This window comes from Kosakonia sp. (genome assembly GCF_032052965.1).
Classification (GTDB): Bacteria; Pseudomonadota; Gammaproteobacteria; order Enterobacterales; family Enterobacteriaceae; genus Kosakonia.
Genome location: NZ_DAMBVN010000013.1, coordinates 17916 through 42743, shown reverse-complemented (window position 1 = coordinate 42743; position 24828 = coordinate 17916). Strand labels below are relative to the sequence as shown.

26 protein-coding genes are annotated in these 24828 nt (G+C 54.0%); 10 read left to right on the top strand and 16 right to left on the bottom strand.

The features are described from left to right. The first annotated feature begins 65 nt into the window (after positions 1-65). Both RTX30_RS15600 and RTX30_RS15595 read left to right on the top strand, forming a co-directional pair. On the top strand, positions 66-890 hold the full coding sequence (locus RTX30_RS15600) for an AraC family transcriptional regulator (protein ID WP_312691072.1): 825 nt from the start codon (positions 66-68) through the stop codon (positions 888-890). Positions 891-965: 75 nt separating this feature from the next. Next, positions 966-1934, top strand: a complete 969-nt coding sequence (locus tag RTX30_RS15595; RefSeq protein WP_312691071.1) for a DMT family transporter — start codon at positions 966-968, stop codon at positions 1932-1934. Between the two features lie 90 nt (positions 1935-2024). Here RTX30_RS15595 and RTX30_RS15590 read toward each other — a convergent pair whose 3' ends face one another. Both RTX30_RS15590 and RTX30_RS15585 read right to left on the bottom strand, forming a co-directional pair. Beyond that, positions 2025-3674 (bottom strand): methyl-accepting chemotaxis protein, encoded by a 1650-nt coding sequence (locus RTX30_RS15590; protein WP_312691070.1) that lies wholly within the window; start codon positions 3672-3674, stop codon positions 2025-2027. A 241-nt stretch (positions 3675-3915) separates the two neighbouring features. After that, on the bottom strand, positions 3916-5571 hold the full coding sequence (locus tag RTX30_RS15585; protein WP_312691069.1) for a methyl-accepting chemotaxis protein: 1656 nt from the start codon (positions 5569-5571) through the stop codon (positions 3916-3918). Positions 5572-5844: 273 nt separating this feature from the next. Between RTX30_RS15585 and ytfE the strand changes: the two genes are divergently transcribed. After that, positions 5845-6510: an iron-sulfur cluster repair protein YtfE gene (gene ytfE, locus RTX30_RS15580; RefSeq protein ID WP_312691068.1), complete on the top strand. Its 666-nt coding sequence runs from the start codon at positions 5845-5847 to the stop codon at positions 6508-6510. A gap of 57 nt (positions 6511-6567) precedes the next feature. Here the strand turns inward: ytfE and cycA are convergent, their stop codons facing one another. Further along, positions 6568-7983, bottom strand: coding sequence for a D-serine/D-alanine/glycine transporter (gene cycA / locus RTX30_RS15575; RefSeq protein ID WP_312691067.1), 1416 nt, complete (start codon positions 7981-7983; stop codon positions 6568-6570). 301 nt (positions 7984-8284) lie between these two features. Beyond that, positions 8285-8905, bottom strand: a complete 621-nt coding sequence (fklB, locus tag RTX30_RS15570; RefSeq protein ID WP_312691066.1) for an FKBP-type peptidyl-prolyl cis-trans isomerase — start codon at positions 8903-8905, stop codon at positions 8285-8287. A gap of 265 nt (positions 8906-9170) precedes the next feature. Between fklB and RTX30_RS15565 the strand changes: the two genes are divergently transcribed. Continuing rightward, positions 9171-9812 carry a LysM-like peptidoglycan-binding domain-containing protein gene (locus tag RTX30_RS15565; RefSeq protein ID WP_312691065.1) on the top strand — a complete coding sequence of 214 codons (642 nt, stop codon included), beginning with the start codon at positions 9171-9173 and terminating at the stop codon, positions 9810-9812. A 21-nt stretch (positions 9813-9833) separates the two neighbouring features. On the opposite strand, the gene RTX30_RS15560 is transcribed toward RTX30_RS15565, so the two are convergent. The 5 genes from RTX30_RS15560 to rpsF form a co-directional block, all read right to left on the bottom strand. Further along, the gene (locus RTX30_RS15560) at positions 9834-10763 is read right to left on the bottom strand and encodes a DMT family transporter (protein WP_312691064.1); all 930 of its coding nucleotides are present in this window, start codon (positions 10761-10763) and stop codon (positions 9834-9836) included. A 154-nt stretch (positions 10764-10917) separates the two neighbouring features. Next, complete coding sequence (gene rplI, locus RTX30_RS15555; protein ID WP_312691063.1) at positions 10918-11367, bottom strand: 50S ribosomal protein L9; 450 nt, start codon at positions 11365-11367, stop codon at positions 10918-10920. A 41-nt stretch (positions 11368-11408) separates the two neighbouring features. Further along, positions 11409-11636, bottom strand: coding sequence for a 30S ribosomal protein S18 (gene rpsR / locus RTX30_RS15550; protein ID WP_000135199.1), 228 nt, complete (start codon positions 11634-11636; stop codon positions 11409-11411). A 4-nt stretch (positions 11637-11640) separates the two neighbouring features. Then, a complete protein-coding gene (gene priB / locus RTX30_RS15545) occupies positions 11641-11955 on the bottom strand; it encodes a primosomal replication protein N (protein WP_312691062.1) in 315 nt (104 codons plus the stop codon). A 6-nt stretch (positions 11956-11961) separates the two neighbouring features. Continuing rightward, positions 11962-12357, bottom strand: coding sequence for a 30S ribosomal protein S6 (gene rpsF / locus RTX30_RS15540; protein ID WP_312691061.1), 396 nt, complete (start codon positions 12355-12357; stop codon positions 11962-11964). Positions 12358-12700: 343 nt separating this feature from the next. Between rpsF and yjfY the strand changes: the two genes are divergently transcribed. Both yjfY and RTX30_RS15530 read left to right on the top strand, forming a co-directional pair. Beyond that, positions 12701-12973 carry a DUF1471 family protein YjfY gene (gene yjfY, locus RTX30_RS15535; RefSeq protein ID WP_312691060.1) on the top strand — a complete coding sequence of 91 codons (273 nt, stop codon included), beginning with the start codon at positions 12701-12703 and terminating at the stop codon, positions 12971-12973. Between the two features lie 143 nt (positions 12974-13116). After that, positions 13117-14310, top strand: coding sequence for an MFS transporter (locus RTX30_RS15530; RefSeq protein WP_312691166.1), 1194 nt, complete (start codon positions 13117-13119; stop codon positions 14308-14310). Here RTX30_RS15530 and yjfP read toward each other — a convergent pair. Next, complete coding sequence (gene yjfP, locus RTX30_RS15525; RefSeq protein WP_312691059.1) at positions 14307-15044, bottom strand: esterase; 738 nt, start codon at positions 15042-15044, stop codon at positions 14307-14309. The two genes, RTX30_RS15530 and yjfP, sit on opposite strands and share 4 nt — an antisense overlap. A gap of 187 nt (positions 15045-15231) precedes the next feature. Between yjfP and bsmA the strand changes: the two genes are divergently transcribed. The 3 genes from bsmA (at position 15232) to RTX30_RS15510 (ending at position 18076) form a co-directional block, all read left to right on the top strand. Further along, on the top strand, positions 15232-15561 hold the full coding sequence (gene bsmA, locus RTX30_RS15520) for a biofilm peroxide resistance protein BsmA (protein WP_312691058.1): 330 nt from the start codon (positions 15232-15234) through the stop codon (positions 15559-15561). 123 nt (positions 15562-15684) lie between these two features. Then, on the top strand, positions 15685-15972 hold the full coding sequence (gene yjfN, locus RTX30_RS15515) for a DUF1471 family protease activator YjfN (protein WP_312691057.1): 288 nt from the start codon (positions 15685-15687) through the stop codon (positions 15970-15972). Positions 15973-16141: 169 nt separating this feature from the next. After that, entirely contained in the window at positions 16142-18076 is a 1935-nt protein-coding gene (locus RTX30_RS15510; RefSeq protein ID WP_312691056.1) for a Cache 3/Cache 2 fusion domain-containing protein, read from the top strand. Here the strand turns inward: RTX30_RS15510 and RTX30_RS15505 are convergent. Further along, complete coding sequence (locus RTX30_RS15505) at positions 18073-19692, bottom strand: isovaleryl-CoA dehydrogenase (protein WP_312691055.1); 1620 nt, start codon at positions 19690-19692, stop codon at positions 18073-18075. The two genes, RTX30_RS15510 and RTX30_RS15505, sit on opposite strands and share 4 nt — an antisense overlap. A 193-nt stretch (positions 19693-19885) precedes the next feature. On the opposite strand from RTX30_RS15505, the gene RTX30_RS15500 reads away from it, so the two are divergent. Further along, the gene (locus RTX30_RS15500; protein ID WP_312691054.1) at positions 19886-21175 is read left to right on the top strand and encodes an MFS transporter; all 1290 of its coding nucleotides are present in this window, start codon (positions 19886-19888) and stop codon (positions 21173-21175) included. Between the two features lie 64 nt (positions 21176-21239). On the opposite strand, the gene RTX30_RS15495 is transcribed toward RTX30_RS15500, so the two are convergent. The 5 genes from RTX30_RS15495 to RTX30_RS15475 are packed head-to-tail and all read right to left on the bottom strand — an operon-like array spanning position 21240 to position 24821. After that, positions 21240-22403 carry a glutathionylspermidine synthase family protein gene (locus tag RTX30_RS15495; RefSeq protein WP_312691053.1) on the bottom strand — a complete coding sequence of 388 codons (1164 nt, stop codon included), beginning with the start codon at positions 22401-22403 and terminating at the stop codon, positions 21240-21242. A gap of 2 nt (positions 22404-22405) precedes the next feature. After that, a complete protein-coding gene (locus RTX30_RS15490; protein ID WP_312691052.1) occupies positions 22406-23041 on the bottom strand; it encodes a DUF1190 domain-containing protein in 636 nt (211 codons plus the stop codon). A gap of 9 nt (positions 23042-23050) precedes the next feature. Next, positions 23051-23449, bottom strand: a complete 399-nt coding sequence (locus tag RTX30_RS15485; RefSeq protein ID WP_312691165.1) for a DUF350 domain-containing protein — start codon at positions 23447-23449, stop codon at positions 23051-23053. A gap of 14 nt (positions 23450-23463) precedes the next feature. Beyond that, on the bottom strand, positions 23464-24123 hold the full coding sequence (locus RTX30_RS15480) for a DUF2491 family protein (RefSeq protein WP_312691051.1): 660 nt from the start codon (positions 24121-24123) through the stop codon (positions 23464-23466). After that, positions 24123-24821 carry a PspA/IM30 family protein gene (locus tag RTX30_RS15475; protein WP_312691050.1) on the bottom strand — a complete coding sequence of 233 codons (699 nt, stop codon included), beginning with the start codon at positions 24819-24821 and terminating at the stop codon, positions 24123-24125. Before RTX30_RS15475 ends, RTX30_RS15480 begins: the two co-directional genes overlap by 1 nt. Positions 24822-24828 lie beyond the last annotated feature (7 nt).

The window sequence follows — 24828 nt, the reverse complement described above, 5'->3', positions numbered from 1 at the left end:
ATTTTTGTAGCCTCCCGCCGGGCCATCCCTAATAATGGAGAGATGGCCCGCGCGGAGGAACCCAAGTGGAAGGTGTACCAGAACAGTTTAACGATGAGAAAGATTGCGCCCGCTTTCGCCATCTGGCGCTGTTGCCGGGTGTGGAACTTTACCACGCGCATATCTCCCGTTACGCTTTCGAACCGCACACCCATGAAGCGTTTGGCATTGGCGCCATCGAAGCCGGAGCCGAACGTTTTCGCTATCGCGGCACGCAGCACGTCGCGGCGATGAATTCCGTTGTCACCATGAATCCTGATGAGCTGCACACCGGCGAGGCGGAAACCGCAGACGGCTGGCGCTATCGCATGGTTTATCTTGAGCCGGATTTGCTGGAACAGATCACCGGTATCCGCCAGTGGTGGTTCAGCGATGTTACCCGCCACGATCCCCGGCGCACCCGCCAGATTTGCACGCAGATCCACAACCTCTGGCATACCGACGACCCGCTGACGCAACAAGGTATTCTGCTGGATCTGATCGATACTTTTCGCCCGCTGGCACACCATGCGCCGCAATTACCCGAAGGCGCACACCGCTTTGATCGGGTACGCGACTACCTGCATGACAACTACATGCACAGCCTGACGCTGGATGAGCTGGCGAACGTAGCCGCGCTCAGTCCTTATCATTTTCAGCGTCAGTTTAAGGCACATTTTCATGTCACTCCGCATCAAATGCTGATGGCCATCCGTCTGTGGCGTGCCAAGGCCTTTCTCACTCAGGGCATGCCTGCCGCCGATGTCGCCGCCGTGACCGGTTTAACCGACCAGTCACATCTTACTCGCACCTTTACCCGGCGTTACGGCATTACCCCGGTGCGTTACCAAAAACAGGTCACGCGCCGTTAATGCGCAATCTCATACAATATTCTCCCCCTGCACTTTCCTACACTGACGTTGAACGCAAGGAAAATGGACGGAAAGATGATTAGTGGTGTGTTGTATGCCCTGCTTGCCGGGCTGTTATGGGGGCTGATTTTTGTCGGGCCGCTGATTGTGCCGGACTACCCCGCCATATTGCAGTCGACCGGACGCTATCTGGCATTAGGGTTGATTGCGCTGCCGCTGGCCTGGCTGGGTCGGGCACGGCTACGGCAATTGACCCGCAGCGACTGGGTCACTGCATTGGGGCTGACCATGATGGGCAATCTGATTTATTACGTCTGCCTGGCGAGCGCCATTCAGCGCACAGGCGCGCCAGTGTCGACCATGATTATTGCCACCCTGCCGGTGGTGATCCCGATATGCGCCAACCTGCTGTACAGCCAGCGCGACGGTAAACTGTCATGGCGACGGCTGGCACCGGCGCTGGTCTGCATTGCGTCAGGCCTGGGCTGCGTGAATATTGCCGAACTGCAGCATGGCTTGCCGGACTTTAGCTGGTGGCGGTACGGCTCTGGTATAGCGCTGGCCTTTATCTCGGTGGCGTGCTGGGCCTGGTATGCGCTGCGTAATGCCCGCTGGCTGCGGGAAAACCCGAATAAGAACCCGATGATGTGGGCCACAGCACAAGCACTGGTCACACTGCCGGTGTCGCTAGTCGGTTACTTTGCCGCCGGCGCGTGGCTCGCACATCAGCAGCCCGATTTTGTTCTACCTTTTGGTCCACGCCCGCTGGTGTTTATCGGTCTGATGTTTGCGATTGCCGTGCTCTGCTCATGGGTGGGTGCATTGTGCTGGAACATTGCCTGTCAGCGGTTACCGACAGTGATAGTCGGCCCGCTGATTGTCTTTGAAACCCTCGCCGGTCTGCTTTATACCTTCCTGCTGCGCCAGAGCATGCCACCGTTACTGACACTCGGCGGCATTGTGTTGTTGGTGGGAGGCGTGGTGATGGCCGTATTGTCGAAGCCGAAAAAAGCCAGCGTTACCCCACTGAACGAGACGGCATAACGCTGGCGCGGCGAACGTTTGCTACCCATGCTGCTCTGCCTGCACACCTGCCGCTACTCGTATCGGCAGTGGCGGCAGGCAAGAGAGACATCAGAATTTTTCCCAACTACTGTCGCTGCTATCCGCCTGACCTGGCAAAGCAGATAGCGGGCTTTCGGTTGGTAACACCGATAATGCGCGCGAGCGGCTTACTTTAAACACCGAAACCGCCTTATTGAGCCGCGCCGCCTGGTCTTCCAGCGCTGCCGCCGCTGCGGCAGATTCCTCAACCAGCGAGGCATTCTGCTGAGTGACCTGATCCATTTCAGAAACCGCCAACGCCACCTGATCAATGCCGCGACTCTGTTCATCAGATGCGGAAGAAATTTCACTCATGATATCGGTGACATGCGATACCGCATTTACAATTTCCGCCATGGTTTCCCCGGCTTCATGCACCAGCGCCGCACCCGCACTCACACGGCTCCCGGAGTCTTCAATTAACGTTTTGATCTCTTTCGCCGCCTCGGCACTGCGCTGCGCCAGAGTGCGCACCTCTCCGGCCACAACGGCAAAACCGCGCCCCTGCTCGCCGGCACGGGCCGCTTCGACAGCGGCATTCAGCGCCAGGATGTTGGTCTGGAAGGCAATACCATCGATCACGTTGGTAATCTGAGCGATTTTGCTGGAACTGGTGGCGATTTCGTCCATCGTGCGCACCACGTCGTCCACAACTTGTCCCCCTTTTTGAGCCGTACCGGAGGCATTTTGCGCCAGTTGCGTTGCCTCGCGGGCATTGTCAGCATTGCGTTTCACGGTTGCGGTTAACTGTTCCATACTGGCGGCGGTCTCTTCCAGCGAAGCGGCTTGTTGCTCCGTTCGGGAAGAGAGGTCATTGCTGCCTGCAGAGATTTCGCCAGCGCCGGTATAGATAGTGTTCGCGCCATCGCGTACCTCGCTGACCGTTTTCATCAGCGACTGTTGCATCTCCTGCACATTTTTTGCCAGCAGCGCAATTTCGTTTTCGCCATCGGCGGCAATATCATGGGTTAAATCGCCAGCGGCGATATAACGAATATGCTCCATCACCACACGTAGCGGTTTTATCAATACTTCTTTGATAAACACCCAGCTTGAAACCACCACAACCAGCACCAGCGATAACACCAGCGCCATGATCCATAACATGCGCTGGTAGCCGCTCTCATTCTCTTTAACCCCGGCAGCCGCCAGTTTTTCCTCCGCATTACGCCATTGCTGGTAAAGCTGCTGCGTCAACGCTTGTTTTTCTTGCGCGCCCTGATGCAACATGCCAGCCACATCACCTTTTACCAGCAGTCGGTTCATTTCAGTGAGCGAGGAAAAATAACGCTCAAACGCCTTTTCCATATTGCGGGATAAGGCAGGATCCATACCCGGTGTTTCTTCCAGAGAGGTAAAATGGCGAAAATGTTGGTCAGATTCCTGAAGCAGGAGCGACGCCGAATTATGCAGTTCCTCGAGACTCGCATCATCTAATTGACTGTCATCCGTACTTTGTAACCGGAGCAGGCCGCGGTTAATGTCCACCCGCGCCAGGTTCACCTTTATCCAGGCATCCGTAAATGAAATGACATTGCCATTCATTGCCTTCGATATCATAAAATTCTGTTTATCATTATTCAGCGCACTGATTGATAAACCTAAAGTAAGAAATTGAAGCGTACCCAGACTGGCCAGCACCATGACCAGCAAATACATCACCTTTATTCTTTTAAACATATTTATTCCCTTTTATTAACGTCCATTGACTTTCACCTCCCCGTTATCGGCCATATCGTTTAATTATTTACTTCACAAAGCACGAATAATTAATTAATTCGCCATAAGCGGCAAAGCTGAAATAAAATAAATAATCATAAAGAATATGTTTGTTTAATATATTAATAATGAAAATGAATTGACGGGGTAAAATAAAAAACCCGGCACAAGGCCGGGTTAATACAAAGGGAATAAGCAGGGATCAGAATGTTTCCCAATTTGCCTCGCTAAACCCTTCTGCCGCTTTCGCTTTCGGTTTGCTCTCCTGCGGTCGCAGCAGCGTGGTTTTCGCGTTACGAGAGCGATTCACTTTAAACACCGCCACGGTTTCGTTCAGGCGGGCTGCCTGCTCTTCCAGCGCCGCGGCAGCAGCAGCAGACTCTTCAACCAGCGAGGCGTTCTGCTGGGTAACACGATCCATCTCTGCAACGGCCTGGCCAACCTGGTCAATGCCACGGCTCTGCTCATCAGATGCGGAGGAGATCTCGCCCATAATGTCCGTTACTCGTGTTACCGCGCTGACGATTTCCGCCATCGTTTCACCCGCTTCATGTACCAGTGCAGCCCCTGCATCAACACGGCTACCAGAGTCTTCAATCAGTCCCTTGATCTCTTTCGCCGCCTGCGCACTGCGCTGCGCCAGAGTACGAACTTCCCCGGCAACCACCGCGAAGCCACGACCCTGTTCACCCGCACGGGCCGCTTCAACGGCCGCGTTCAGCGCCAGGATGTTGGTCTGGAAGGCAATACCGTCGATCACGTTGGTGATCTGGGCGATTTTACTGGAGCTGGTCGCGATTTCGTCCATCGTACGTACCACGCCGTCAACCACTTCACCGCCTTTCTTCGCAGTACCGGAGGCCGTTAACGCCAGTTGTGTTGCCTGACGCGCGTTGTCTGCGTTCTGTTTCACCGTGGCGGTCAACTGTTCCATGCTGGCTGCGGTCTCTTCCAGCGATGCCGCCTGCTGTTCCGTACGGGAGGAGAGATCATTGCTGCCCGCTGAGATTTCACCGGCACCGGTATAAATGGTGTCCGCGCCGTCACGCACTACACTGACGGTCTGCACCAGTGACTGCTGCATCTCCTGCACGTTTTGCGCCAGCAGCGCCATCTCGTTTTTACCTTCCGCGTTAATGCTGTGCGTCAAATCGCCGCCAGCAATATGACGAATGTGGGCCATAATTTCATGTAGCGGTTTCAGCAGTACACGCTGCATCGCCATCCAGCTCATCACGATCACCATCAGCACCACGACCATCACGGTGCCGAGGATCCACATAATGCGCACGTAATCGCGCTCATTTTGCGCCACGCCTTCGTTGGCGAGCTGCGTTTGCGCATCGCGCCATGCACGATAGCTTTTCTGCATGGCTACCTGTTTCGATTCCGCATTCTGACGGAACATATCTTCCAGCTTACCGGCTAACAGCAGGCGATTCATTTCAGTCAGCGTGGCGTGGTAGACACCGTATTGGGTTTCCAGATCCTGCGACAGGTTCTTATCAAGCCCTGGCGTTTCCGGAATTGTTTTGTACTTATCGAAATGCTTCTGTGCGGAGTTCAGCAGTGCGGTGGCATTGTTAGCCAGCTCGCTGAGTTGCCCACCATTAATCTGGCTGGCGGTGCTGCTTTGCAGACGCAGCATGCCGCGGTTCAGCGTCACGCGCGCCTGGTTCAGGCTGATCCAGGCATCGGTAAATTCAGAAACGTTCTGGCTGGAAACCTGAGAAACCGTGAAGTTGTTTTTGTCATTATTAAGGGCGCTGATAAATACACCCGCTGAGATCAATTGCATGGCACCCAGTACGAGTAATACCATGATTAATAGAGTTATAACTTTGATACGTTTAAACATCGGAGGCCTTTGTTCTGTGCAGGATATTGTCTGAAGACTGGGTATCGGCAGCGGGGCAAAGTTGTTTAATCCTGCACGGTGGCCCTATCCAAAACTTTCCAGAAATATCATCTGTATTCAACATGTTAAATTCGAAATAATTTTTGTGATGAATGTCACTGTTTTTTGCGTAAGAAAAGCATAAGGCCCTTCAGGATCCCCCGGAAGGGGTATATCCTCCATTATAAGATGCATTTAAAATGCATCTTATAATTTCATGATGAGGTAACTGCTATGGCTTTCCGCGATCAACCCCTGGGTGAGCTGGCGCTCTCTATCCCCCGCGCCTCGGCTTTGTTCCGTAAATACGACATGGATTACTGCTGCGGCGGTAAACAAACGCTGGGGCGCTCTGCGGCCCGTAAAGAGCTGGATATTGAGGTTATCGAGTCGGAGCTGGCAAAGCTGGCAGAACAGCCGATTGAAAAAGACTGGCGCGTTGCAGGGCTGGCGGAAATCATTGACCACATTATCGTGCGCTACCACGATCGCCACCGTGAGCAGTTACCGGAGCTGATCCTGCAAGCCACTAAAGTCGAACGCGTCCATGCCGACAAACCCAATGTGCCGCGCGGGTTAACCAAATACCTGACTATGCTGCACCAGGAACTCTCCAGCCATATGATGAAAGAGGAGCAGATCCTGTTCCCGATGATTAAACAGGGCATGGGTTCGCAGGCGATGGGGCCGATCAGCGTGATGGAGAGCGAACATGACGAAGCGGGTGAACTGCTGGAAGTCATCAAGCACATTACTGACAATGTGACGCCGCCGCCAGAAGCCTGCACCACCTGGAAAGCCATGTACAACGGCATCAATACATTGATAGATGACCTGATGGAACACATCAGTCTGGAAAATAACAACCTGTTCCCGCGTGCCCTCGCAGGCGAAAAATAAAGGCGCCCGAGAGCGCCCTTGAACCATGGAAGTTTAGAGCCGCCACGCGGCTCTTTTTTATGGCTGACGGTTCGCCGCCAGACGCTTTTTACCGGCATACAGCCAGCCTGCGCCCAGCACGACAAACCACAACGGCGTCACAATCAGCGCCTGGCGTGTATCCGCTTCCAGCGTCAACAGTACCAGTACAAACACAAAGAAGGCCATGCACACCCAGCACATCACCTTGCCCAGCGGCATTTTGTAGATCGATTGCTCATGCAGATGCGGACGTTTTTTGCGATACACGAGATAAGAGCAAAGGATAATCGTCCAGACAAACATAAACAGGATCGCCGACACGGTGGTGATCATGGTAAAGGCCGCGATGGCGCTAGGATTAACATACAGTATCGCGACACCGCCAAGCAGGCAGATACAGGAGAAGGTCAGCCCTTTTGCCGGAACAGCGCGCTTAGAGAGTTTGCCGAACGATTTTGGCGCTACGCCATCCTGTGCCAGGCCAAACAGCATACGACTGGTGGAGAACACGCCGCTATTGGCCGATGAGGCCGCAGACGTCAGCACCACAAAGTTAATGATGCTGGCCGCCGCCGGGATACCCACCAGCACAAACAGCTCAACGAACGGGCTTTTATCCGGCACGACCGAGCTCCACGGCGTCACCGACATGATCACAATCAGCGCAAACACATAAAACATGATAATGCGCACCGGAATTGAGTTAATCGCGCGCGGAAGAGATTTTTCAGGATCTTTTGTTTCCGCCGCCGTGGTACCCACCAGTTCAATACCCACAAAGGCAAAGACCGCTATCTGGAAACCAGCAAAGAAGCCACTGATGCCTTTCGGGAACCAGCCGCCATCATTCCACAGGTGCGCAAACGACGCCTGAACGCCTGTTGGCGAGGTAAAGTGCATTAGCACCATCACCACCCCGACGATGATCAGCGCTACAATCGCGACAATTTTGATCATCGCGAACCAGAATTCCATCTCGCCGAACATTTTCACCGTCGCAAGATTAAGGCTCAGCAGCACGAAGACCACCGCCAGCGCGGCAACCCAGTCGGAGAGATGTGGGAACCAGAACTGCGCATACGCGGTAATGGCTACTACATCCGCCATGCCGGTCACTACCCAGCAGAACCAGTACGTCCAGCCAGTGAAGTACCCCGCCCACGGCCCCAACAGGTCGGCGGCGAAGTCGCTAAAGGATTTGTATTCGAGGTTTGACAGCAACAGCTCACCCATTGCCCGCATAACGAAGAACAACATAAAGCCGATGATCATATAAACGAAAATGATCGACGGACCCGCGAGGCTGATCGTTTTGCCCGAGCCCATAAACAGCCCGGTGCCGATAGCGCCGCCGATTGCAATAAGCTGGATATGCCGGTTTGTAAGATTGCGCCGTAGCGACTGTTCAGCCGGAGCCTGTTCGTCGGCCGCGACTTTAACCTGATCTACCATGTTTAATTCCTGTCTGTGTTGTGTTGGGGCTCTGCTGGCCTTTTTTATCTGCGTGTTCCGCCCTTTGCAGGACGCAACGATATTAGGTAAGAATCGGCGGGATGAATACTCAGAAATAAAATCAATGTTAAATATTTGTTTAAAGTGAGTGTCATATCACTTACTTAACGCGAAACAGCTCACAAAAATACACGCGATTGTGCAGTTTGCAAGATAATATATTGATAATAGTTTTATTAACAAACGATCAGCGCTGTGGCGTAACCTCTCCCCTGACGGAGAGAGGTATTCACGCGGGGAATTACAGGATTTCCAGCAGTTCCACTTCGAAAACCAGCGTGCTGAACGGCGGAATAGATGCGCCAGCGCCACGCTCGCCATAAGCGAGATTGTGCGGGATAGTCAGTTCCCATTTGGAGCCAACCGGCATCAGCGTCAGCGCTTCAATCCAGCCTGCAATAACGCCATTGACCGGGAATTCAGCCGGTTCGCCGCGGGCAACGGAGCTGTCGAACACGGTGCCGTCGATAAGCTTACCGGTGTAATGCACACGAACGCGATCGGTACGCGCCGGGATCGCGCCTTCACCCTGGGTGATCACACGGAACTGCAGACCGGACTCGGTGCTGTTTACACCTTCACGGTCGCGGTTCTCGTCGAGGTATTTCACCCCTTCTGCCGCCATCTCTTCAAAACGCGAACGACGAACAGCATCGGCGCGCTCGTGGATTTCACGCAGGGCACGATGAACAACGTCAACCGGCACGGCAGGTTGTTTACCCGCCAGCGCGTCGGCGATACCGGCAACCAGCGCTTCCGGTAACAGCCCCTCTAACCCGGATTCGCTCAGCTGCTGTCCTACCTGCAAACCAATGCCGTAGCTGGCTTGCGCTTCGATCGTGTCAAAAGTTGGGGTTGTCATGGGTTTTCCTTTCATCACTTTTTAAAGTAGCGCGCAGCATAACAGTCGCGCTGCACGGGGTAAAACGTTGTCGCAGGAAAGATGACAAATCGCAGGGAAAGGAAAAGAATAGCGGAAGTAAGATAATTCCCGATTTGCCCTTGCGATATTCACGTTTTGTGCCCGCGATCAGGCAGTTATGCACAAGGGAAGCCACGCTTAAATGATAAAGTGTATATACTTCAACAAGACAGGATATTAAATGACGCGGAGCAGGAGGAAAGCCATGCCCGGGCGCTTTGAACTGAAACCTACGCTGGCGAAAATCTGGCACGCCCCGGACCATTTTCGCCTTATGGACCCGCTCCCGCCTATGCACCGCCGTGGTGTGATCCTCGCTGCTTTACTGGTGGTGATCGGTTTTCTGTTGCCATCGACGAACGATAATAACGCGCCGGCCCCTTCCTCCGGTGCGCGGGACGCACAACTCAATCTCCCAACAACCTCTCAAACCCAAACGACACCCGTGCAGCCCACTCCGCCGCAGGTTGTGAGCGAACCGCAACAGAGCACACCGAGCGCGGAGGACGCGTTGCAACAGCAGCAGCCGGTTCAGCAGCAAACCGCCCCGGCGCAAAACCGGCCGGTGGCCGCTTCCGGTATTGAACAACAGTGGCGCACATACCGTGTTGAAGAGGGAAAAACACTGGCGCAGTTATTCCGCGACCATAATTTGCCGCCGACCGATGTATACGCCATGGCGAAAGTAGAGGGAGAGGGTAAACCGCTGAGCAGCTTGCAGAGCGGCCAGATGGTGAAAATCCGCCAGAACGCCAACGGTGTGGTTACCGGGTTAACCATTGAAACGGGCGGCCAGTCAGTACTGTTTACCCGCCAGTTGGATGGATCGTTTATTCGCGCACGTTAAACCCGCCGCCGGGTAATTTCCCTACCCGGCGCGCTTATTGACCCACCAAATCCCTGAGCAAACCAGCACCAGCGCCACGGCATATTTGATATCCATGATATTCTCACCGAGAAAAATGGCGGATAGTACGCTGCCAGCAACGGGGATCACAAAGTTGAACGGTGCAATCATACTGACGCGATTCACTTTCAGTAACATGCTCCATAGCGCGAAGGCAACGGACGACAGCAACGTCAGATAGCCTAGCAGCGCCACCGCACTTACGCTATGCACTTCCAGCGTGCCTCCCGTCAGATATCCTCCGGCCAGCAGCGCCAGGCCGCCCATTGCCAGCTGCCAGCCTGTCATCACCGTAGGATCAACAGTCTGGGAAATACGTTTGCCATACAACGTGGCCGCAGAGAGGATAAACGCCGCCAGCACAATAAAACCATCACCCTGCCAGACAAAAACAAAATCGCTTAAACCACTGTGGAAATTCACCAGCAATACGCCGACAAAGCCCAGCACACAGCCCAGCGTTTTGTTATAGCTCAGTTTGTCGTTCTGGTAGATAAAGTGCGCTAACAGAACGCTGAAAAATGTCCCGGTCGCGTTCATGATCGAGCCGTTTACGCCAGTCGTATAAGCAAGACCGATATAAAAGAAGGTGTACTGGAGTGTCGTTTGCGTCAGCCCCAGAATCGACAGTTGTCCAAACTGTGCGGCTGTCAGTCTGCCGACAGGTTTACGCTGTGCCAGCGCGAACAACAGCAGTAAAACGCCAGCAAAGAGAAAACGGTAGCCTGCAAAGACCACTTTTGAGGGGATGTCATCAGTGCCGATGTGAAACAGTTCATAACCGCTTTTAATGGCGGGATAAGAGCTTCCCCAAAGCAGGCAACAAAGCGTAGCGCAGGCATAAGCAACATTTCGGCGGGCAAAAACCGGAGTGGGTAAAGCGGTGTCCATGGCAAATCTCAGAAATAAAATTGCGTTTCAATTTATTATCGAAGAATGCGATGAAAATAGCTACCTTATGCAGTGAAATGACAGATTCTTGACGCGTAGAAAAGCAAAACGCCGGCACAAGGCCGGCGTTTCAACATCGTTTCAGAGTAAGAAATTACTCAGCAACAACGTTTACAGTCAGTTTAGCGAATACTTCGCTGTGAACCTGGAAGTCCACTTCGTGCTCGCCAACAGTACGCAGAACGCCGTTCGGCAGACGAACTTCGCTCTTAGCAACGTTAACGCCAGCTGCAGTAACAGCGTCAGCGATATCGCGAGTACCGATGGAACCGAACAGTTTACCTTCGTCGCCTGCTTTAGACGCGATGGTAACGGTGCCCAGTGCATTGATGCTTTCAGCACGAGTGTTAGCAGCCGCCAGAACGTCAGCCAGTTTGGCTTCCAGTTCAGCACGACGTGCTTCGAAAAACTCAACGTTTTTCTTGGTAGCCGGAACAGCTTTGCCCTGCGGTACCAGGAAGTTACGAGCGTAACCCGCTTTAACGTTAACCTGATCACCCAGGCTACCCAGGTTTGCTACTTTATCAAGCAGAATAACTTGCATTACCTTATCCTCTCAAAGTCGTATTAATGGACCGTGACCGATTACTGATGACGATCAGTGTACGGCAGCAGGGACAGGTAGCGAGCGCGTTTGATAGCGCGAGCCAGCTGACGCTGGTATTTTGCACGGGTACCGGTGATACGGCTTGGGACAATCTTACCGCTTTCGGTGATGTAGTTTTTCAGCGTAGCGATATCTTTATAGTCGATCTCTTGAACGCCTTCCGCGGTGAAACGGCAGAACTTGCGACGACGGAAATAACGTGCCATTTGGCTAGTCTCCAGAATCTATCAATTCAATCTGCTCGGCATGCAGAACCATTTTGCTCAGGCCGTTTTTTGCCTTATGGCAACTAATGAACCCCTGAACGATTACTGCGCTACCGACCGTTATACTGTGAGTAATGGCCTGGTTCTCCTGCCCGCTGATTATTACAGGCATTTGGCACCACGCCTGCCGGTGAAAACCGGCTTCCTCCTGCACAGAGCGATGCTCAAGCACGAACTGGCAATGAGGAATTCCTGATGGGCTGACCTTTCGAAGCGGCGTCCTGCACACGGTACCGGACAACTTCAGACGGTTAACCATCAATGATTACTCTTCAGAATCCCCAGCATCTGCATCATCTGCGGTTTCGTTGGCGAAATCATCGCGACGCTCACGACGCTCGTCTTTCGCTTTAACCATCGGAGATGCTTCAGTAACAGCGTGTTTAGTACGCATTACCATGCTACGGATAACGGCATCGTTGAAGCGGAAGTTTGTTTCCAGCTCATCGATCACTTCCTGCGGAGCTTCAACGTTCAGCAGAACGTAGTGTGCTTTGTGCAGTTTGTTGATCGGGTAAGCCAGCTGACGGCGGCCCCAGTCTTCCAGACGGTGGATCGTGCCTTGCGCACCGGTGATAGCACCCGTGTAACGCTCGATCATGCCCGGAACCTGTTCGCTCTGGTCAGGATGGACCATAAAAACGATTTCGTAATGACGCATCGAATTGCTCCTTACGGATTATTCAGCCTCCTGTCTGGGTCAGCCGAATCCCGGGGAGGCAAGGAACGTGTTAAAGGTCGGCTGAAAAATTGACGCGTCATAATACTTATCTACCCCGGCAAACTCAAGCTGATTGCACAAATAATTCGCACTAAGCGCAAAGAGAACCGGCCAGCAGGATTTAAAATTAAAGAAAATCTCTTACGGCAATTTTTTGAACGACAGCATCAGAAATGGTCGCGATACGTTTTCAGGCGAGCGCGTACACTTTTATCAGGCCTCCAACAGAGGAGAAAACACCTTCAAAACACGCATTAACGATGTCTCACCGGAGCGCAAAACCATGAAATATTTAACATTATTATTAACCACCTTGCTGCTCAGCCTTAATGCCACAGCGGCAATCAAACTCGACAATCAGCAAGCCCGGAACATGGACGATGTACGCAGCTTAGGCGTTATCTACATCAATCATAACTTCGCCACCGAAACGGAAGCTAACCAGGCGCTCAACGCTGAAACCGACACCCGCGGCGCCAAATATTACCATGCCGAATTGATGCATGAGCCGGGAAGCAACGGCACTCTGCACGCCAGCGCCTATATTTACCGCTAATCGTACAGAGCCCCCCTTTTTACTGGTGCGGCCTCTGAACGGGAGGCCGTGCGCAAGAACGTATTATTTCCTTTAAGATCTTATAAAACTGTTTCTAAACAGGTTTAATGGCCCTCTGACTGCATAAAGCATGGTGGGAAATGATGTCCGGGCGTTTCGCAACGTTAAGCCGTATACCCAAAGGCGTGTGGGTTCTTGGCGGCGTAAGTATGCTGATGGATATCTCATCAGAAATGATCCACAGCTTATTGCCGCTGTTTATGGCCACTACGCTCGGTGCAAGCGTTGTGCTCATTGGGCTTATTGAAGGCCTGGCGGAAGCCACCGCGTTGATGGTGAAAGTGTTTTCCGGTGTGCTTAGCGATTATATCGGTAAGCGCAAAGGGCTGGCACTGCTGGGCTATGGCATGGGTGCACTGAGCAAGCCGCTGTTTGCACTGGCCTCCTCCACGGGCGTGGCTTTCGGCGCACGGATGATAGACCGCCTCGGCAAAGGTATTCGTGGGGCTCCGCGTGATGCGCTGGTCGCCGATGTCACTCCCCCAGAGATCCGTGGCGCGGCGTTTGGTTTGCGTCAGTCGCTGGATACCATCGGCGCGTTTCTTGGCCCGCTGCTCGCCGTTGCCTTTATGCTGCTGTGGAATGACGACTTTCAGACCGTCTTCTGGATTGCAGTGATCCCCGGTGGGCTGGCCGTCGCGCTGCTGTTTTTTGGTTTGCACGAACCAAAAATACCGGTGGGGCAAAAGCGCACAAACCCCATCCGCCGTGAAAATCTCAAGCGGCTGAGCAAAGCATACTGGTGGGTGGTCGCGCTCGGTTTTATCTTTACCCTTGCCCGCTTCAGCGAGGCCTTTCTAGTGCTGCGTGCGCAGCAAATGGCGATACCGCTGGCAACAATTCCCCTGGTCATGGTGGCCATGAATCTGGTCTTCTCGCTGACCGCTTACCCGTTTGGCAAGCTGTCGGATCGCATGTCCCATAGCTATTTATTACAGGCGGGCCTGGTGGTGTTAATCCTGGCCGACATCACGCTGGCGCTGAGCCAACACTGGAGCACGCTGTTGCTGGGGGTGGCCTTGTGGGGTGTGCATATGGGTATGACGCAGGGACTGCTGGCAACCCTGGTCGCTCAGACCGCGCCGGCAGAACTGCGCGGCACCGCCTTTGGCATGTTCAACCTGCTCAGCGGCATTGCTCTGCTGCTGGCAAGTCTTGGCGCTGGCATCCTCTGGGAAACACACGGTGCTGCCGCGACGTTCTGGGCTGGAGCAGCCATTTGTCTTCTTGCCATTCTTGGGATGCGCCTGGCACCCAAAACGCCGTCAGCCCATTAGAGATAACGCTGAAAGAAGCGGGTCGTTGCTGTCAGCGCCTGCGGGGTAATACGATGTGTTACCCCGGCTTCCCACAGATAAGTGAGATGCGTATCGAGGCCTGCATCCTGCAATGCCTGCTGTAAACGGAATGACTCCGCTGCAGGAACAACGTCATCCTGTTCACCGTGCCACAGCAACAACGGGCGATCGGCCAGGCGCGAGAGCTGATGACCCACCTCCCACTGCGCCAGTGAGGCGATAACAGCTTCCCGCTCCCCGGGTTCTGCCGCCTGCGGCGGAAAAAGCGAGTGCGCAAGCGTGGTGAAATAGCCGGAGCCCATTAAGCTTGCTACACAACGCACTTCCGGGTGGTGCGTCATAATGCCCAACGCGGTCATTCCCCCCATTGATGCGCCCCCCACGGCCAGCCGCCGGTTCTCAATCAATTGATGGCATTCCAGTGCCTCGCGCAGCGCGGAAAACTCCTCAAGATTACCACGCAGGATCTGCCAGAACTGGCCAAGGCGCTGTTGATCATCTCCATGAAAACGGGCGCCGTGATCGGGCGCATCCGGCATGATCACGCGCAAGCCAGCCTGTGCCAGCGCCACGGCAAAATAGCTATAGACCAGCTTTGAGGAGGTAAAGCCGTGGTAGAACACCACAGTAGGAAGCGGCTGCGCGCGTTTTCCCGCCGGAAAAGCATGCAGCGTTTCGATGCCAGCAAATTGTTCGGTTTGAAGCTCAATCATTGCACTCTCCTTGATCTATAGTGCAGGTATGCCACTGGTGAATGGCGGCTGCAAGTCAGAATTCATCTATGAGTTTGGCGAGGTTGAGATATAGATTACGCTTTCAAAATACTTTCATTCGAAAACAGTGCTCGAGCTAACAGTTCGGGAACATTCCCCCAAAGGGAAATCCATCAGGAACTACACTATGGCTATCAGGAGAAGTGAGAAAACAATGCGCGCCTTACTGACGGTGCTGTTTGCCCTGCTGCTTAGCAGCTGTTCAATGCTGGAGGGTAAACCTCAACCCGCACCGCCCGTTAGCGACCATCCGCAGGAGATCCGGCGCAATCAAACGCAGGCGCTGCAGGAAATCGGCGCGATAAGTGTCACCGTATTGGGTTCTCCCATGGACGTGGAACAGGCAATCAAGACCAGAGCCGCCGCCGCGCAAGCCGATTACTATGTTATTCAGATGATGGATGACACCGTGATCCCCGGCCGCTGGTACTCGCGCGCCATGCTTTATCGGCAGTAGCGAAACGTTGATTTTCAGGACATTTACACTGCTTTTCGTCCATTGATGTTCTCCTGTGCACAATGGGATCTGATGGATCCGTTGCGCGAAGGAATGCCCTGCAATGAATCGGGGTAACGTAAAATGGAGCTGACAATGAAACGATCTCTTGCCTTAAACTCACTGTTGCTTTCTACAGGAATGCTAAATACAACAGCGCAGCCCGCAGAGTTCGCCAGCGCAGACTGCGTAACGGGACTTAACGAAATCGGCCTGATTTCGGTCAACAATGTCTCAGGAAGTCCACAAGATGTGGAACGCGTGATTGCGTTAAAAGCGGATGAACAAGGAGCGTCATGGTATCGAATCGTTCAAATGCAAGAAAATCAACGTGTTGATAACTGGCGTGTGCAGGCTATTCTCTACGCCTGAGCCGTCGCAAAAAGCCACCCAATTCCGGTGGCTTTTTAATGCCCATACTTTTACTAAGATTATGTTAATGTAAATAATTAATAACGTTACATCTTGTTACATTGATGTGCTAAATGTTATCCGCTTTGTGCCGTTGAAGGAGCCTCACACACAGAACAACGGACAAATTATGAGCGCCTTTATTCGTCGCGCCAGCCTCGGTGCCAAATTGTCACTGCTCACTGGCGCAAGCGTTGCGACGCTTTTTCTCTTATTTACTTTTTTGATGAGCAATAACGCCAGCCAACAGTTGGAAAAGCTGGCGATGGAAGATCTTCATAATCAGTCTACCGGCGTGGTGGATATGGTTGAGATGTTCAACAGCAGCCTGAGTGAAGAGGTCGAAAGTTACACGCGCTTGTTCACCAGTTTTTTACCGCAACCCTTATCGATTGACCCGCAACAGCGCCGGGAAATTAACGGTATTAACGTACCGCAATTGAAAGGCGGCGATACCGAACTGCACAATAACAATACCATTCCAGATGACTTCCTTAACCGTACCGGGGCGATTGCCACGCTGTTTGTTCGCAGCGGCGATGACTTTGTGCGCGTCGCCACTTCGCTACGCAAAGAAAATGGCGATCGCGCCATTGGCACGAAACTGGATACCGCCAGCCCGGCATTCGCACCGGTTATGAAAGGGGACGTTTATCGCGGCCTGGCACTGCTGTTTGGCAAACGCTATATCACCCAATATCAACCGGTGAAAGATGCCAGCGGCAATACGATCGCCATTTTGTTTGTTGGCGTGGATATCTCCCGTTCATGGCAAACCATGCGCAGCAAAATCCTTGGTCGTAAGCTGGGTGAAAGCGGTCACTTTTATGTTATCGACCGTAACGCGGGCAAAAATTACGGCAATTATCTGTTCCATGACAGCGAGGAAGGTAAACGCCCGCAGTGGAACGAGAGCGATCTGCAGACCCTGCTGAAAAGTAGCAGCGGCACGCTGCAACGCCAGGGCACAGATGGGCGCACCCTGCTGATGTCTTATACCACGTTGCCCGGCTGGAACTGGGCCGTGGTAGGCGAAGTAGACAAAGCAACGCTGCTGGGGGATGTGACCCGCATGCGCGATCAATTCCTGCTGGCAGGCGTGGTGGTTTCCCTGCTGTTTGCTGCACTGTTTGTGGTGATCATCCGTCGCTGGCTGAGCCGCCCGCTGCGTGATGTGATTGATCTGGCCCAGCGTTATGCCGACGGCGATTTGCGTGCAACGCTGAAGGTTGACCGCCAGGACGAAGTCGGCCAGTTGATCACCGCGATTAATGGCATTGGCGACGGTCTGCATACCATCGTGTTGCAGGTACGCGAGTCGGCTGCGGAGATCAACCTTGGGACCTCGGCGCTTGCCGCCGACAGCGGCGAGATCAGCGAACAGATCAACAAGCAGGCCAGCAGTGTGGAAGAGACGTCCGCCAGCATGGAGCAACTGGCCGCAACGGTGCAGCAAAACGCCGCCAATATGGAGCAAACGCAACATCTGGTGAATGAAACCACCGACGTGGTGAAAAAAGGCGGCGAAACCGTGAATAACTCGGTTGCCACCATGGAAGACATTCGTAGCGCATCGCAGCGTATTGCCGACATTACCCATGTCATTGAGTCGATCGCATTCCAGACCAACATTCTTGCGCTTAACGCAGCGGTCGAAGCGGCCCGCGCGGGCGAGCACGGTAAAGGGTTCGCCGTCGTCGCCCAGGAAGTGCGTGCGCTGGCGGCACGCAGTGCTAATGCGGTGAAGGAGATCGACGCCCTGATTGCCGATACGCTGAAAAAAGTCGGCGAAGGGCATGCGCAGTCTGAAGCCACACGCGTAGCCATGCAGTCAATCATCAGCCATATGGGCGACATCAACCAGCTCGTGCACGAGATTAACCACGCCTCGCATGAACAATCGGCGGGGATTAACCAGGTTAACCTTGCGATGACGCATATTGGCGACGCGACCCACGTAAACGCCGGGCGAGTCACTCAGAGTGAAGAAACCGCCCGAACGTTGCGGGAAAAAGGCGCACACCTCAGCGAACTGGTAAGCCTGTTCCGTTTGAAAATGGACTAACAGGCTCCGCCCGTGGCACGAAGCAGCAGGTCGTTTTGCACCTGCCCGCCAATTGGTGACACGCCACGGGTATCCAGCATCAAACGGCACCACGCCTGCGCGAGCGGCGGCGAAGCATATTGCAGCATTTGCGCACCGGTTCCCAATAACCACAATTGCTGCACCACTTCGCGCCCCTGCGCCTCATCAGGCTTATGCAGCCGTTGCTGTAACTGCCGCCACGCGCGATCAAAGTGGCGATCCTGCCCTTTCACGGCAGCAAAAACCTCGCCCAGCAGGTCCAGCACGCCCGCCTGTTTATTCAGAACGCGTAACACGTCCAGGCACATCACATTGCCAGAGCCCTCCCAAATGCTGTTAACCGGCATTTCGCGGTACAAACGCGGTAATTCGTTCTCTTCGCAATAGCCAATGCCGCCGAGCACCTCCATCGCCTCTGCCACAAAGGGGATGCCCGTTTTGCAAACTGCAAACTTGGCAACTGGCGTAAACAACCGCGCCCATAACGCTTCACGGGGATCGCTACGCCTGTCCCACGCCCGCGCCAGGCGAAATAGCATGGCGGTCTGCCCTTCCAGTTGCAGCGCCATCCGGCTCAGCACTTCTCGCATCATTGGTTGATCAACTAAATTCTTACCGAATGCCTGCCGCTGATGCGCATGATAAAGCGCCACGGAAAAGGCGCGACGCATCAAACCATGACTGCCCAACGCACAGTCAAAACGCGTCAGCCCGCCCATTTTCAGGATTTGCCTTACTCCCTCACCCTCTTCGCCCAGCAGCCAGCCACTGGCATCGCAAAACTCGGCTTCACTGCTGGCGTTAGAGCGGTTGCCAAGCTTGTCCTTCAAGCGTTCCAGACGCACACCATTGCGTTGGCCATCCGGTAAAAAACGTGGCACAAAAAAGCAGGAAAGCCCGCCTTTCGCCTGCGCCAGCACCAGGTGGGCGTCACTCTGTGGCACAGAGAAAAACCATTTATGCCCCACCAGCCGGTACAGGTCGCCATGTTTTTCCGCCCGCGTCGTATTACTGAGCACATCCGAGCCGCCCTGTTTCTCTGTCATCCCCATGCCGATTAACAGGCCGCGTTTCTGCCCCCCAGGCAGCAAATGTGAGTCGTAACGGTCACTGAGTAGCGGTTTCAGCCAGCCCTGAAAAGAGGCCGGCAGTGCCTGTTGAAGTAACGGCGTGGCCGCAAAGGTCATGGTGATCGGACACAGCGTGCCGGACTCTACCTGCGCATGCAGCACAAAGCGCGCTGCGCGAGCGACAAACGATCCTGAGCGCGCGTCGTCTTCCCACGCCAGATTGTGCACGCGGTTGGCGCACAAGCCCTGCATAAGCAAATGCCAGGCGGGATGGAATCGCACATCATCAAGCCGCGCTCCCGTGGCGTCAAAGCGGAGTAGCTCCGGTGGATTCGCGTTCGCCAGCCGCCCAAGTTCCAGCGACTCCGCCGTGCCCAGTTGCTGGCCAATACTGGCGAGCAGCTCCGCATCCCATGCTGCGCCTTCGCGCATCACGGCATCATAAAGCGCGCGGTCAGAAAGAAATAAATTGCTGTTATGTAAAGGAGAAGGTTGGTTGAAAACGGTGTGTGTTTGCCAGTGCATAATGCGTCCCTCCTTCAATGGCAATGAAGGTAAGTATGGACAGCCCCGGCAAACGCTGCATGGGAGTAGAGTCACAAGGCGGCGATCTCACCGTCTTCATTCGTGAATCAGCTCACACAATATAAGAATAATATATTTCACAGCTACTATTGTTGTTGAATAATTTATTCTCACCTTCGCAGAGATAATCATTATGCCTTCACCCCAATCTTCACCCATCGCCCACAAACGCGCGTTAATTGCAGGCTCTGTTGGTAACTTTATCGAATGGTATGAGTTTGCGGTTTATGGCTTCCTGGCTACAGTGATCGCGAAAAATTTCTTCCAGTTGAGTGGCGAAGCGGGGCTGACCAGCCTGCTTCTCACCTATGCTTCCTTTGCGATTGCCTTTTTCTTCCGGCCACTTGGGGCGATGGTTTTCGGGCGCATCGGCGACCGTATTGGCCGTAAACCGACCCTGATTATTGTGCTGGTGTTAATGACCCTGGCGACAGCGGCCATCGGCATTGTGCCGGTATATGCCACCATTGGTCTGGCTGCACCGCTGCTCATTACCGGGCTACGTATTCTGCAAGGGCTGTTTGCCGGAGGGGAATACGGCGGTGCGGTTTCACTGATGACTGAATTTGCGCCGCGCGGCAAACGCGGCCTCTATGGCGCATGGCAATCTTTTACGGTCGCTCTGGGGCTGTTGTCAGGGGCGGGTATTGTGGCGCTACTTTCGGCAGTGCTCACAGCAGATGCGCTCCATGATTGGGGCTGGCGTATTCCTTTTTTATTGGCGTTGCCCATGGGTGTGGTCGCGTTGTGGTTGCGGGTCAATATGGAGGAAACGCCAGGGTTCGTGCAGCAGCAGGAAAAACCACTGACGGTGCAGGCACAAGCCACCGCAACGCTGAAAGCCATCATGGTCGGGATTGGCCGGGTCATGGTCTGGTCAGCGGCGGGTTACACCTATCTGGTGATCATGCCGGCTTATTTGCAGTCATCCCTGCATACCGGTTTTAACCAGGCATTGTTAATTGCGGTGATCTCCAATGTCGGCTTTGCACTGACTATCATCCCGTCGGGCATGCTCAGCGATCGCATAGGCCGCCGGGCCGTGATGGTAACTGCCACCGCGCTATTGCTGATCCTGGCACTTCCACTGTTAAACATTCTGCAATCGCCGTCGAGTACGCTGGCGGTAAAAGCTCTGGTGGTGCTGGTGGCAGGCGGCCTGGTGGGTATGCTGGCAGGTCCAGGCCCGGCCATGCTGGCGGAGATGTTCCCTACCCGTGTGCGCTACACCGGGCTTGGGCTGGCTTATTCACTGTCGAACGCCCTTTTTTCCGGTTGCGCCGGGTTAATCATTACCGGGCTGATTAAAGAGACCGGCAATCTGGATATCCCCGCCTACTACGTGATGGCAACCGCCGTGGTCAGTATGGTGGCGTTGATGACGCTCAATAAAAACGATCATCTGCGTACGCTAGATGAGTGATGCATGGGCATCGGCAGGTACGATCCTTACCGGATGGCGCGGGCATTTCGGCCCGCACCGCCGGTTAGCCCGCAATATAGTGAGGAATAAAGCGAGAGGTGTCCTTGGTGATAAGCGTGCTGTCTTCGCGGATCCCCATGCCGACTGCCTCATCATCCACTACCCAACTGCCAATCAGCGTATAGCTGTCGCCAAAGCGCGGTAACGGCTGAAATGCCTGGTAGATCATCGGTTCGTCAGCATAATCGCCCTCTTCATGGTCAATCACCTGATGTGCGCCGTCGAAGAGAGTGACATTGCCCCCCTCGCGCGAGAAAAGCGGTTTACGCACATAGCTTGCTCCGGCGGCGACTTGTGGTGTTTCGCCATCAAACCAGGCCGGCAACAAGTTTGGGTGACCAGGAAAATAGCGCCACAATAACGGCAGCAGCCCTTTATTACTGAGCACACTCTTCCATAGCGGCTCCAGCCACTGCTCCCGGCGCTTGCACAACAGCGGGCCGTTTTCGTCGCGCATCATCCATTCGAGCGGGTAAAGCTTAAACGCCTGGCGAATAACATTATCGTCGAGGTCCGTTAACACACCACCAAGGCCTAACCCGACATCTTCAATATAAATGAACCGTGTATCCAGACCTGCCTGGCGGGCGCAATCCTCAAGATAGAGCACGGTCCCGCGATCTTCTTCGGTATCCTTACAGCAGCAGAAATAGAGCGGATGCTGCCCCTGGATCTCGCCGAACCGGGCGATGAGCTTATCCTGAATAGCATTGTACTGATCGGCATCGCGCGGGATGGCCCCGCTGCGCCGGCAATCTTCCATCCACAGCCACTGGAAGTATGCTGACTCGTACAGCGAGGTTGGGGTATCTGCGTTATATTCCAGCAATTTCACAGGATCTTTGCCGCACCAGACAAAATCCATGCGCCCGTAAAGCGAAGGATCGTGTTGACGCCAACTCTCAGCAATCGCCTCCCAGTAAAGCGGCGGGATCGCCAGCTGGCGGAGGATCGCCTCATCAGTCACCGCACGCTCGACCACCTCAAGACACATTTGATGCAACTCAGCGGTGGGCTTTTCGATCTGCTCCTCAATCTGCCGTAACGTAAAGCGATACGCCCGGCTCTCATCCCAATAGATTTCGTTATCAATAATATGAAAGTCAAAACCGTGGTCGCGCGCGATCCTTTCCAGACCGGGACGGACAGCCACATCGTGCCGTAACATCGTTAACCTCCCCAGCTTCCGCGCGCGCTGGATGAACGCCCGAAGCCCCCCCGGGAGAAAGTGGTCGCCTTTTTGGTGGTGTAACCATAATGGCTGCTGGCGCTGGAGTTACTGGTGCTGGTACCAGAGCGCCAGCTATAGTCGCCATCGCGGTTACGCCACACCGGGCGGGAAGAGTAGGTGGAGCCGCCACTGCTATAGCTATACTGCTCATCGCGGTTTTTGCGGATGGCCTGACTGAGCAAAAAGCCGCTGAGTACTGGCATCCAGCGCTGCCCAACATTGTCGTAATAGCAATTGTCATACTGCTGCACGCAATAAGGCTGCGACATATTGTGCGGGATTTCTTGTTCAAAACTCATGCGTGCATTATTCCACGCATCATTGCACACCTGTGCGCTATTACCGTCGTCGACGCAATCCTGTTGCGAGGAGTAATACACGCCGTCGCCATCATTGTCGTCTTTATGGTCGTTACAGCTTTTTAAGGCAAAGAAAGCCGCGCCACCCATAATGGCCAGCGTCAGGTACTGCCCGCTTTTACGCTCCTTTGGCGCGGAAAAAATTGGCCGCTGACTGCGACGTTGTGCGGGCGAAATACTGTAATTCTTTTGACGATTCTTGCTCTTTCTTGCCATGATCATCCATTACCATGTCATGCAGGCAGCGTTGAAAATGCCGCCTGCCAGCGCAGCTGCGCCCATAAACATCCCGGCGGCAATATTGCTGTTGATAATTTTATCGCTCAGTTTTGGCATATACAGACGCACGCCACCGTAAACAACCAATTGCACAACCAGCGCAATGAGGCCCCAGATTAAATAATCTGGAATACTGACGGAGTTAATCGCCGCACTGGATAACGGAATAACATAACCCAATAGCGAACCACTAAACGCCAGCGCCGCTGCAATATTATTCTCTTTGATTAACTGCCACTCATCGTGCGGCGTAATACGGGTATAAACAAAAAGAAAACACAGCACCATCGCCATGCCAATAAAGAAATAGGCACAAAAGGCCAACAGTGAACCCCAAATATGTATTTCCGTTCCCATAATTATCCTATGACTTTTAATGATGTCAGGGGAATATCTACCCCCAGCGCACGCGAGTAGATCCATTCCGGCTGGTTTTGCGCGTTAAAAGTTTCTTCACCGTTCAACAGTAAATATTCATACACGTCATCGGCAACCTGCCGCTGGTAAGCCATCATAAAGTTATGGACTTCCCAGCTTGCGCCCGCAGGGTTGTTAACGGTTTCCAGAGTATAAATCGGCTCAATATCGCCGCGCTCTTCTGCATTAAATACTCGCTGCCACTCGCAATCGCGCCAACGTAAAAACGGTTTGCCCATGGCTTTCGCGCTCAGCATATCGCGCCAGTTTTTCTCAGACGAAACGCCAGCGCTCTCCTCATAGACGAACAGCTTAATATCATCGATATTCTGCGTTTCCAGACCGCCAGAAGTGCTGATTTGCAGGAACTCATCGCCGGTTGTGTAATAACGATGGATCATACAGCCGGCGCCAAGATCAAAGCTGCCGCAGGCGCCAATGGTATACTCTTCGCCGGGCAGCGTAACCAACAGCTCCTCTTCGCATAAGCGAAACAGTAGCGTATCAATGGTGAAGCCAGCATGCAGATGCAAGCCGAGTGGCCCTCTGCGAGGGGCGGACGATTCAGACCGCCCAAGCAGGTTTTTGAGAAAGGAGAGCATCACGGTTTTTGTTGCTGTTGCAGGCGCGCCAGCACATCCTGCGCCGATGTTTTATCACTGCCGCCAATGCCAGCCTGCGCCAGTTTTTCATCCAGATCGCGGCCATCGGCCACTTTCTCAAGCTGGGTGGCCGCATCCAGCCGTGCCTGGCGTTCTGCCTGTCGCGTTTGCAAACGTTTAAGAGATTCCGCTGCGGTCGCCACATTGTTCGATGCGCCAACGGTAGAAGTCGTCACCGCCTGCTGCGCACGCTGCATCGCCTCGGTCGCTTTAATCACTTCCAGTTGCTGCTCAAACTGTTCGATACGCTGCGCCGTCGCGGTCACTGCTTTCTCCACCGCATCGCGCGACGTTTCCAGATTCGCCAGCACCTGCTCTTCCGCAGTAATCGTGTTTTCAAGGCGGGCAATTTCCGTAGCGACTTCATTGAGCAGCGCGGCATCAACGCTTTTCGCCATCGCTTCCAGCGCCCGCGCTTCGAGGCTGGCTTTGCGTTCGCGCAGGTCGGCCAGTTTGTCATTGCTCAGCTTAACCCGCGCCAGCAGGTCAACACGGGATTTCCCTGCCTTATCCAGTTGCACGCGCGCATCGCGGATGTGCTGCTCCAGCATGCGCACGCCTTGTGTCTCTTCAATCGACTCTTCCGCCTGAGCAATAAAGGATTTACCCAGCGTAAACAGGCTTTTTAAAATTCCCATACGACCA

Coding starts and splice junctions, on each gene's coding strand:
- RTX30_RS15595 (WP_312691071.1), top strand. CDS start 966: ATGATTAGTGGTGTGTTGTATGCCCTGCTTGCCGGGCTGTTATGGGGG.
- RTX30_RS15590 (WP_312691070.1), bottom strand. CDS start 3,674: ATGTTTAAAAGAATAAAGGTGATGTATTTGCTGGTCATGGTGCTGGCC.
- RTX30_RS15585 (WP_312691069.1), bottom strand. CDS start 5,571: ATGTTTAAACGTATCAAAGTTATAACTCTATTAATCATGGTATTACTC.
- ytfE (WP_312691068.1), top strand. CDS start 5,845: ATGGCTTTCCGCGATCAACCCCTGGGTGAGCTGGCGCTCTCTATCCCC.
- cycA (WP_312691067.1), bottom strand. CDS start 7,983: ATGGTAGATCAGGTTAAAGTCGCGGCCGACGAACAGGCTCCGGCTGAA.
- fklB (WP_312691066.1), bottom strand. CDS start 8,905: ATGACAACCCCAACTTTTGACACGATCGAAGCGCAAGCCAGCTACGGC.
- RTX30_RS15565 (WP_312691065.1), top strand. CDS start 9,171: ATGCCCGGGCGCTTTGAACTGAAACCTACGCTGGCGAAAATCTGGCAC.
- RTX30_RS15560 (WP_312691064.1), bottom strand. CDS start 10,763: ATGGACACCGCTTTACCCACTCCGGTTTTTGCCCGCCGAAATGTTGCT.
- rplI (WP_312691063.1), bottom strand. CDS start 11,367: ATGCAAGTTATTCTGCTTGATAAAGTAGCAAACCTGGGTAGCCTGGGT.
- rpsR (WP_000135199.1), bottom strand. CDS start 11,636: ATGGCACGTTATTTCCGTCGTCGCAAGTTCTGCCGTTTCACCGCGGAA.
- priB (WP_312691062.1), bottom strand. CDS start 11,955: ATGGTTAACCGTCTGAAGTTGTCCGGTACCGTGTGCAGGACGCCGCTT.
- rpsF (WP_312691061.1), bottom strand. CDS start 12,357: ATGCGTCATTACGAAATCGTTTTTATGGTCCATCCTGACCAGAGCGAA.
- yjfY (WP_312691060.1), top strand. CDS start 12,701: ATGAAATATTTAACATTATTATTAACCACCTTGCTGCTCAGCCTTAAT.
- RTX30_RS15530 (WP_312691166.1), top strand. CDS start 13,117: ATGTCCGGGCGTTTCGCAACGTTAAGCCGTATACCCAAAGGCGTGTGG.
- yjfP (WP_312691059.1), bottom strand. CDS start 15,044: ATGATTGAGCTTCAAACCGAACAATTTGCTGGCATCGAAACGCTGCAT.
- bsmA (WP_312691058.1), top strand. CDS start 15,232: ATGGCTATCAGGAGAAGTGAGAAAACAATGCGCGCCTTACTGACGGTG.
- yjfN (WP_312691057.1), top strand. CDS start 15,685: ATGGAGCTGACAATGAAACGATCTCTTGCCTTAAACTCACTGTTGCTT.
- RTX30_RS15510 (WP_312691056.1), top strand. CDS start 16,142: ATGAGCGCCTTTATTCGTCGCGCCAGCCTCGGTGCCAAATTGTCACTG.
- RTX30_RS15505 (WP_312691055.1), bottom strand. CDS start 19,692: ATGCACTGGCAAACACACACCGTTTTCAACCAACCTTCTCCTTTACAT.
- RTX30_RS15500 (WP_312691054.1), top strand. CDS start 19,886: ATGCCTTCACCCCAATCTTCACCCATCGCCCACAAACGCGCGTTAATT.
- RTX30_RS15495 (WP_312691053.1), bottom strand. CDS start 22,403: ATGTTACGGCACGATGTGGCTGTCCGTCCCGGTCTGGAAAGGATCGCG.
- RTX30_RS15490 (WP_312691052.1), bottom strand. CDS start 23,041: ATGGCAAGAAAGAGCAAGAATCGTCAAAAGAATTACAGTATTTCGCCC.
- RTX30_RS15480 (WP_312691051.1), bottom strand. CDS start 24,123: ATGCTCTCCTTTCTCAAAAACCTGCTTGGGCGGTCTGAATCGTCCGCC.
- RTX30_RS15475 (WP_312691050.1), bottom strand. CDS start 24,821: ATGGGAATTTTAAAAAGCCTGTTTACGCTGGGTAAATCCTTTATTGCT.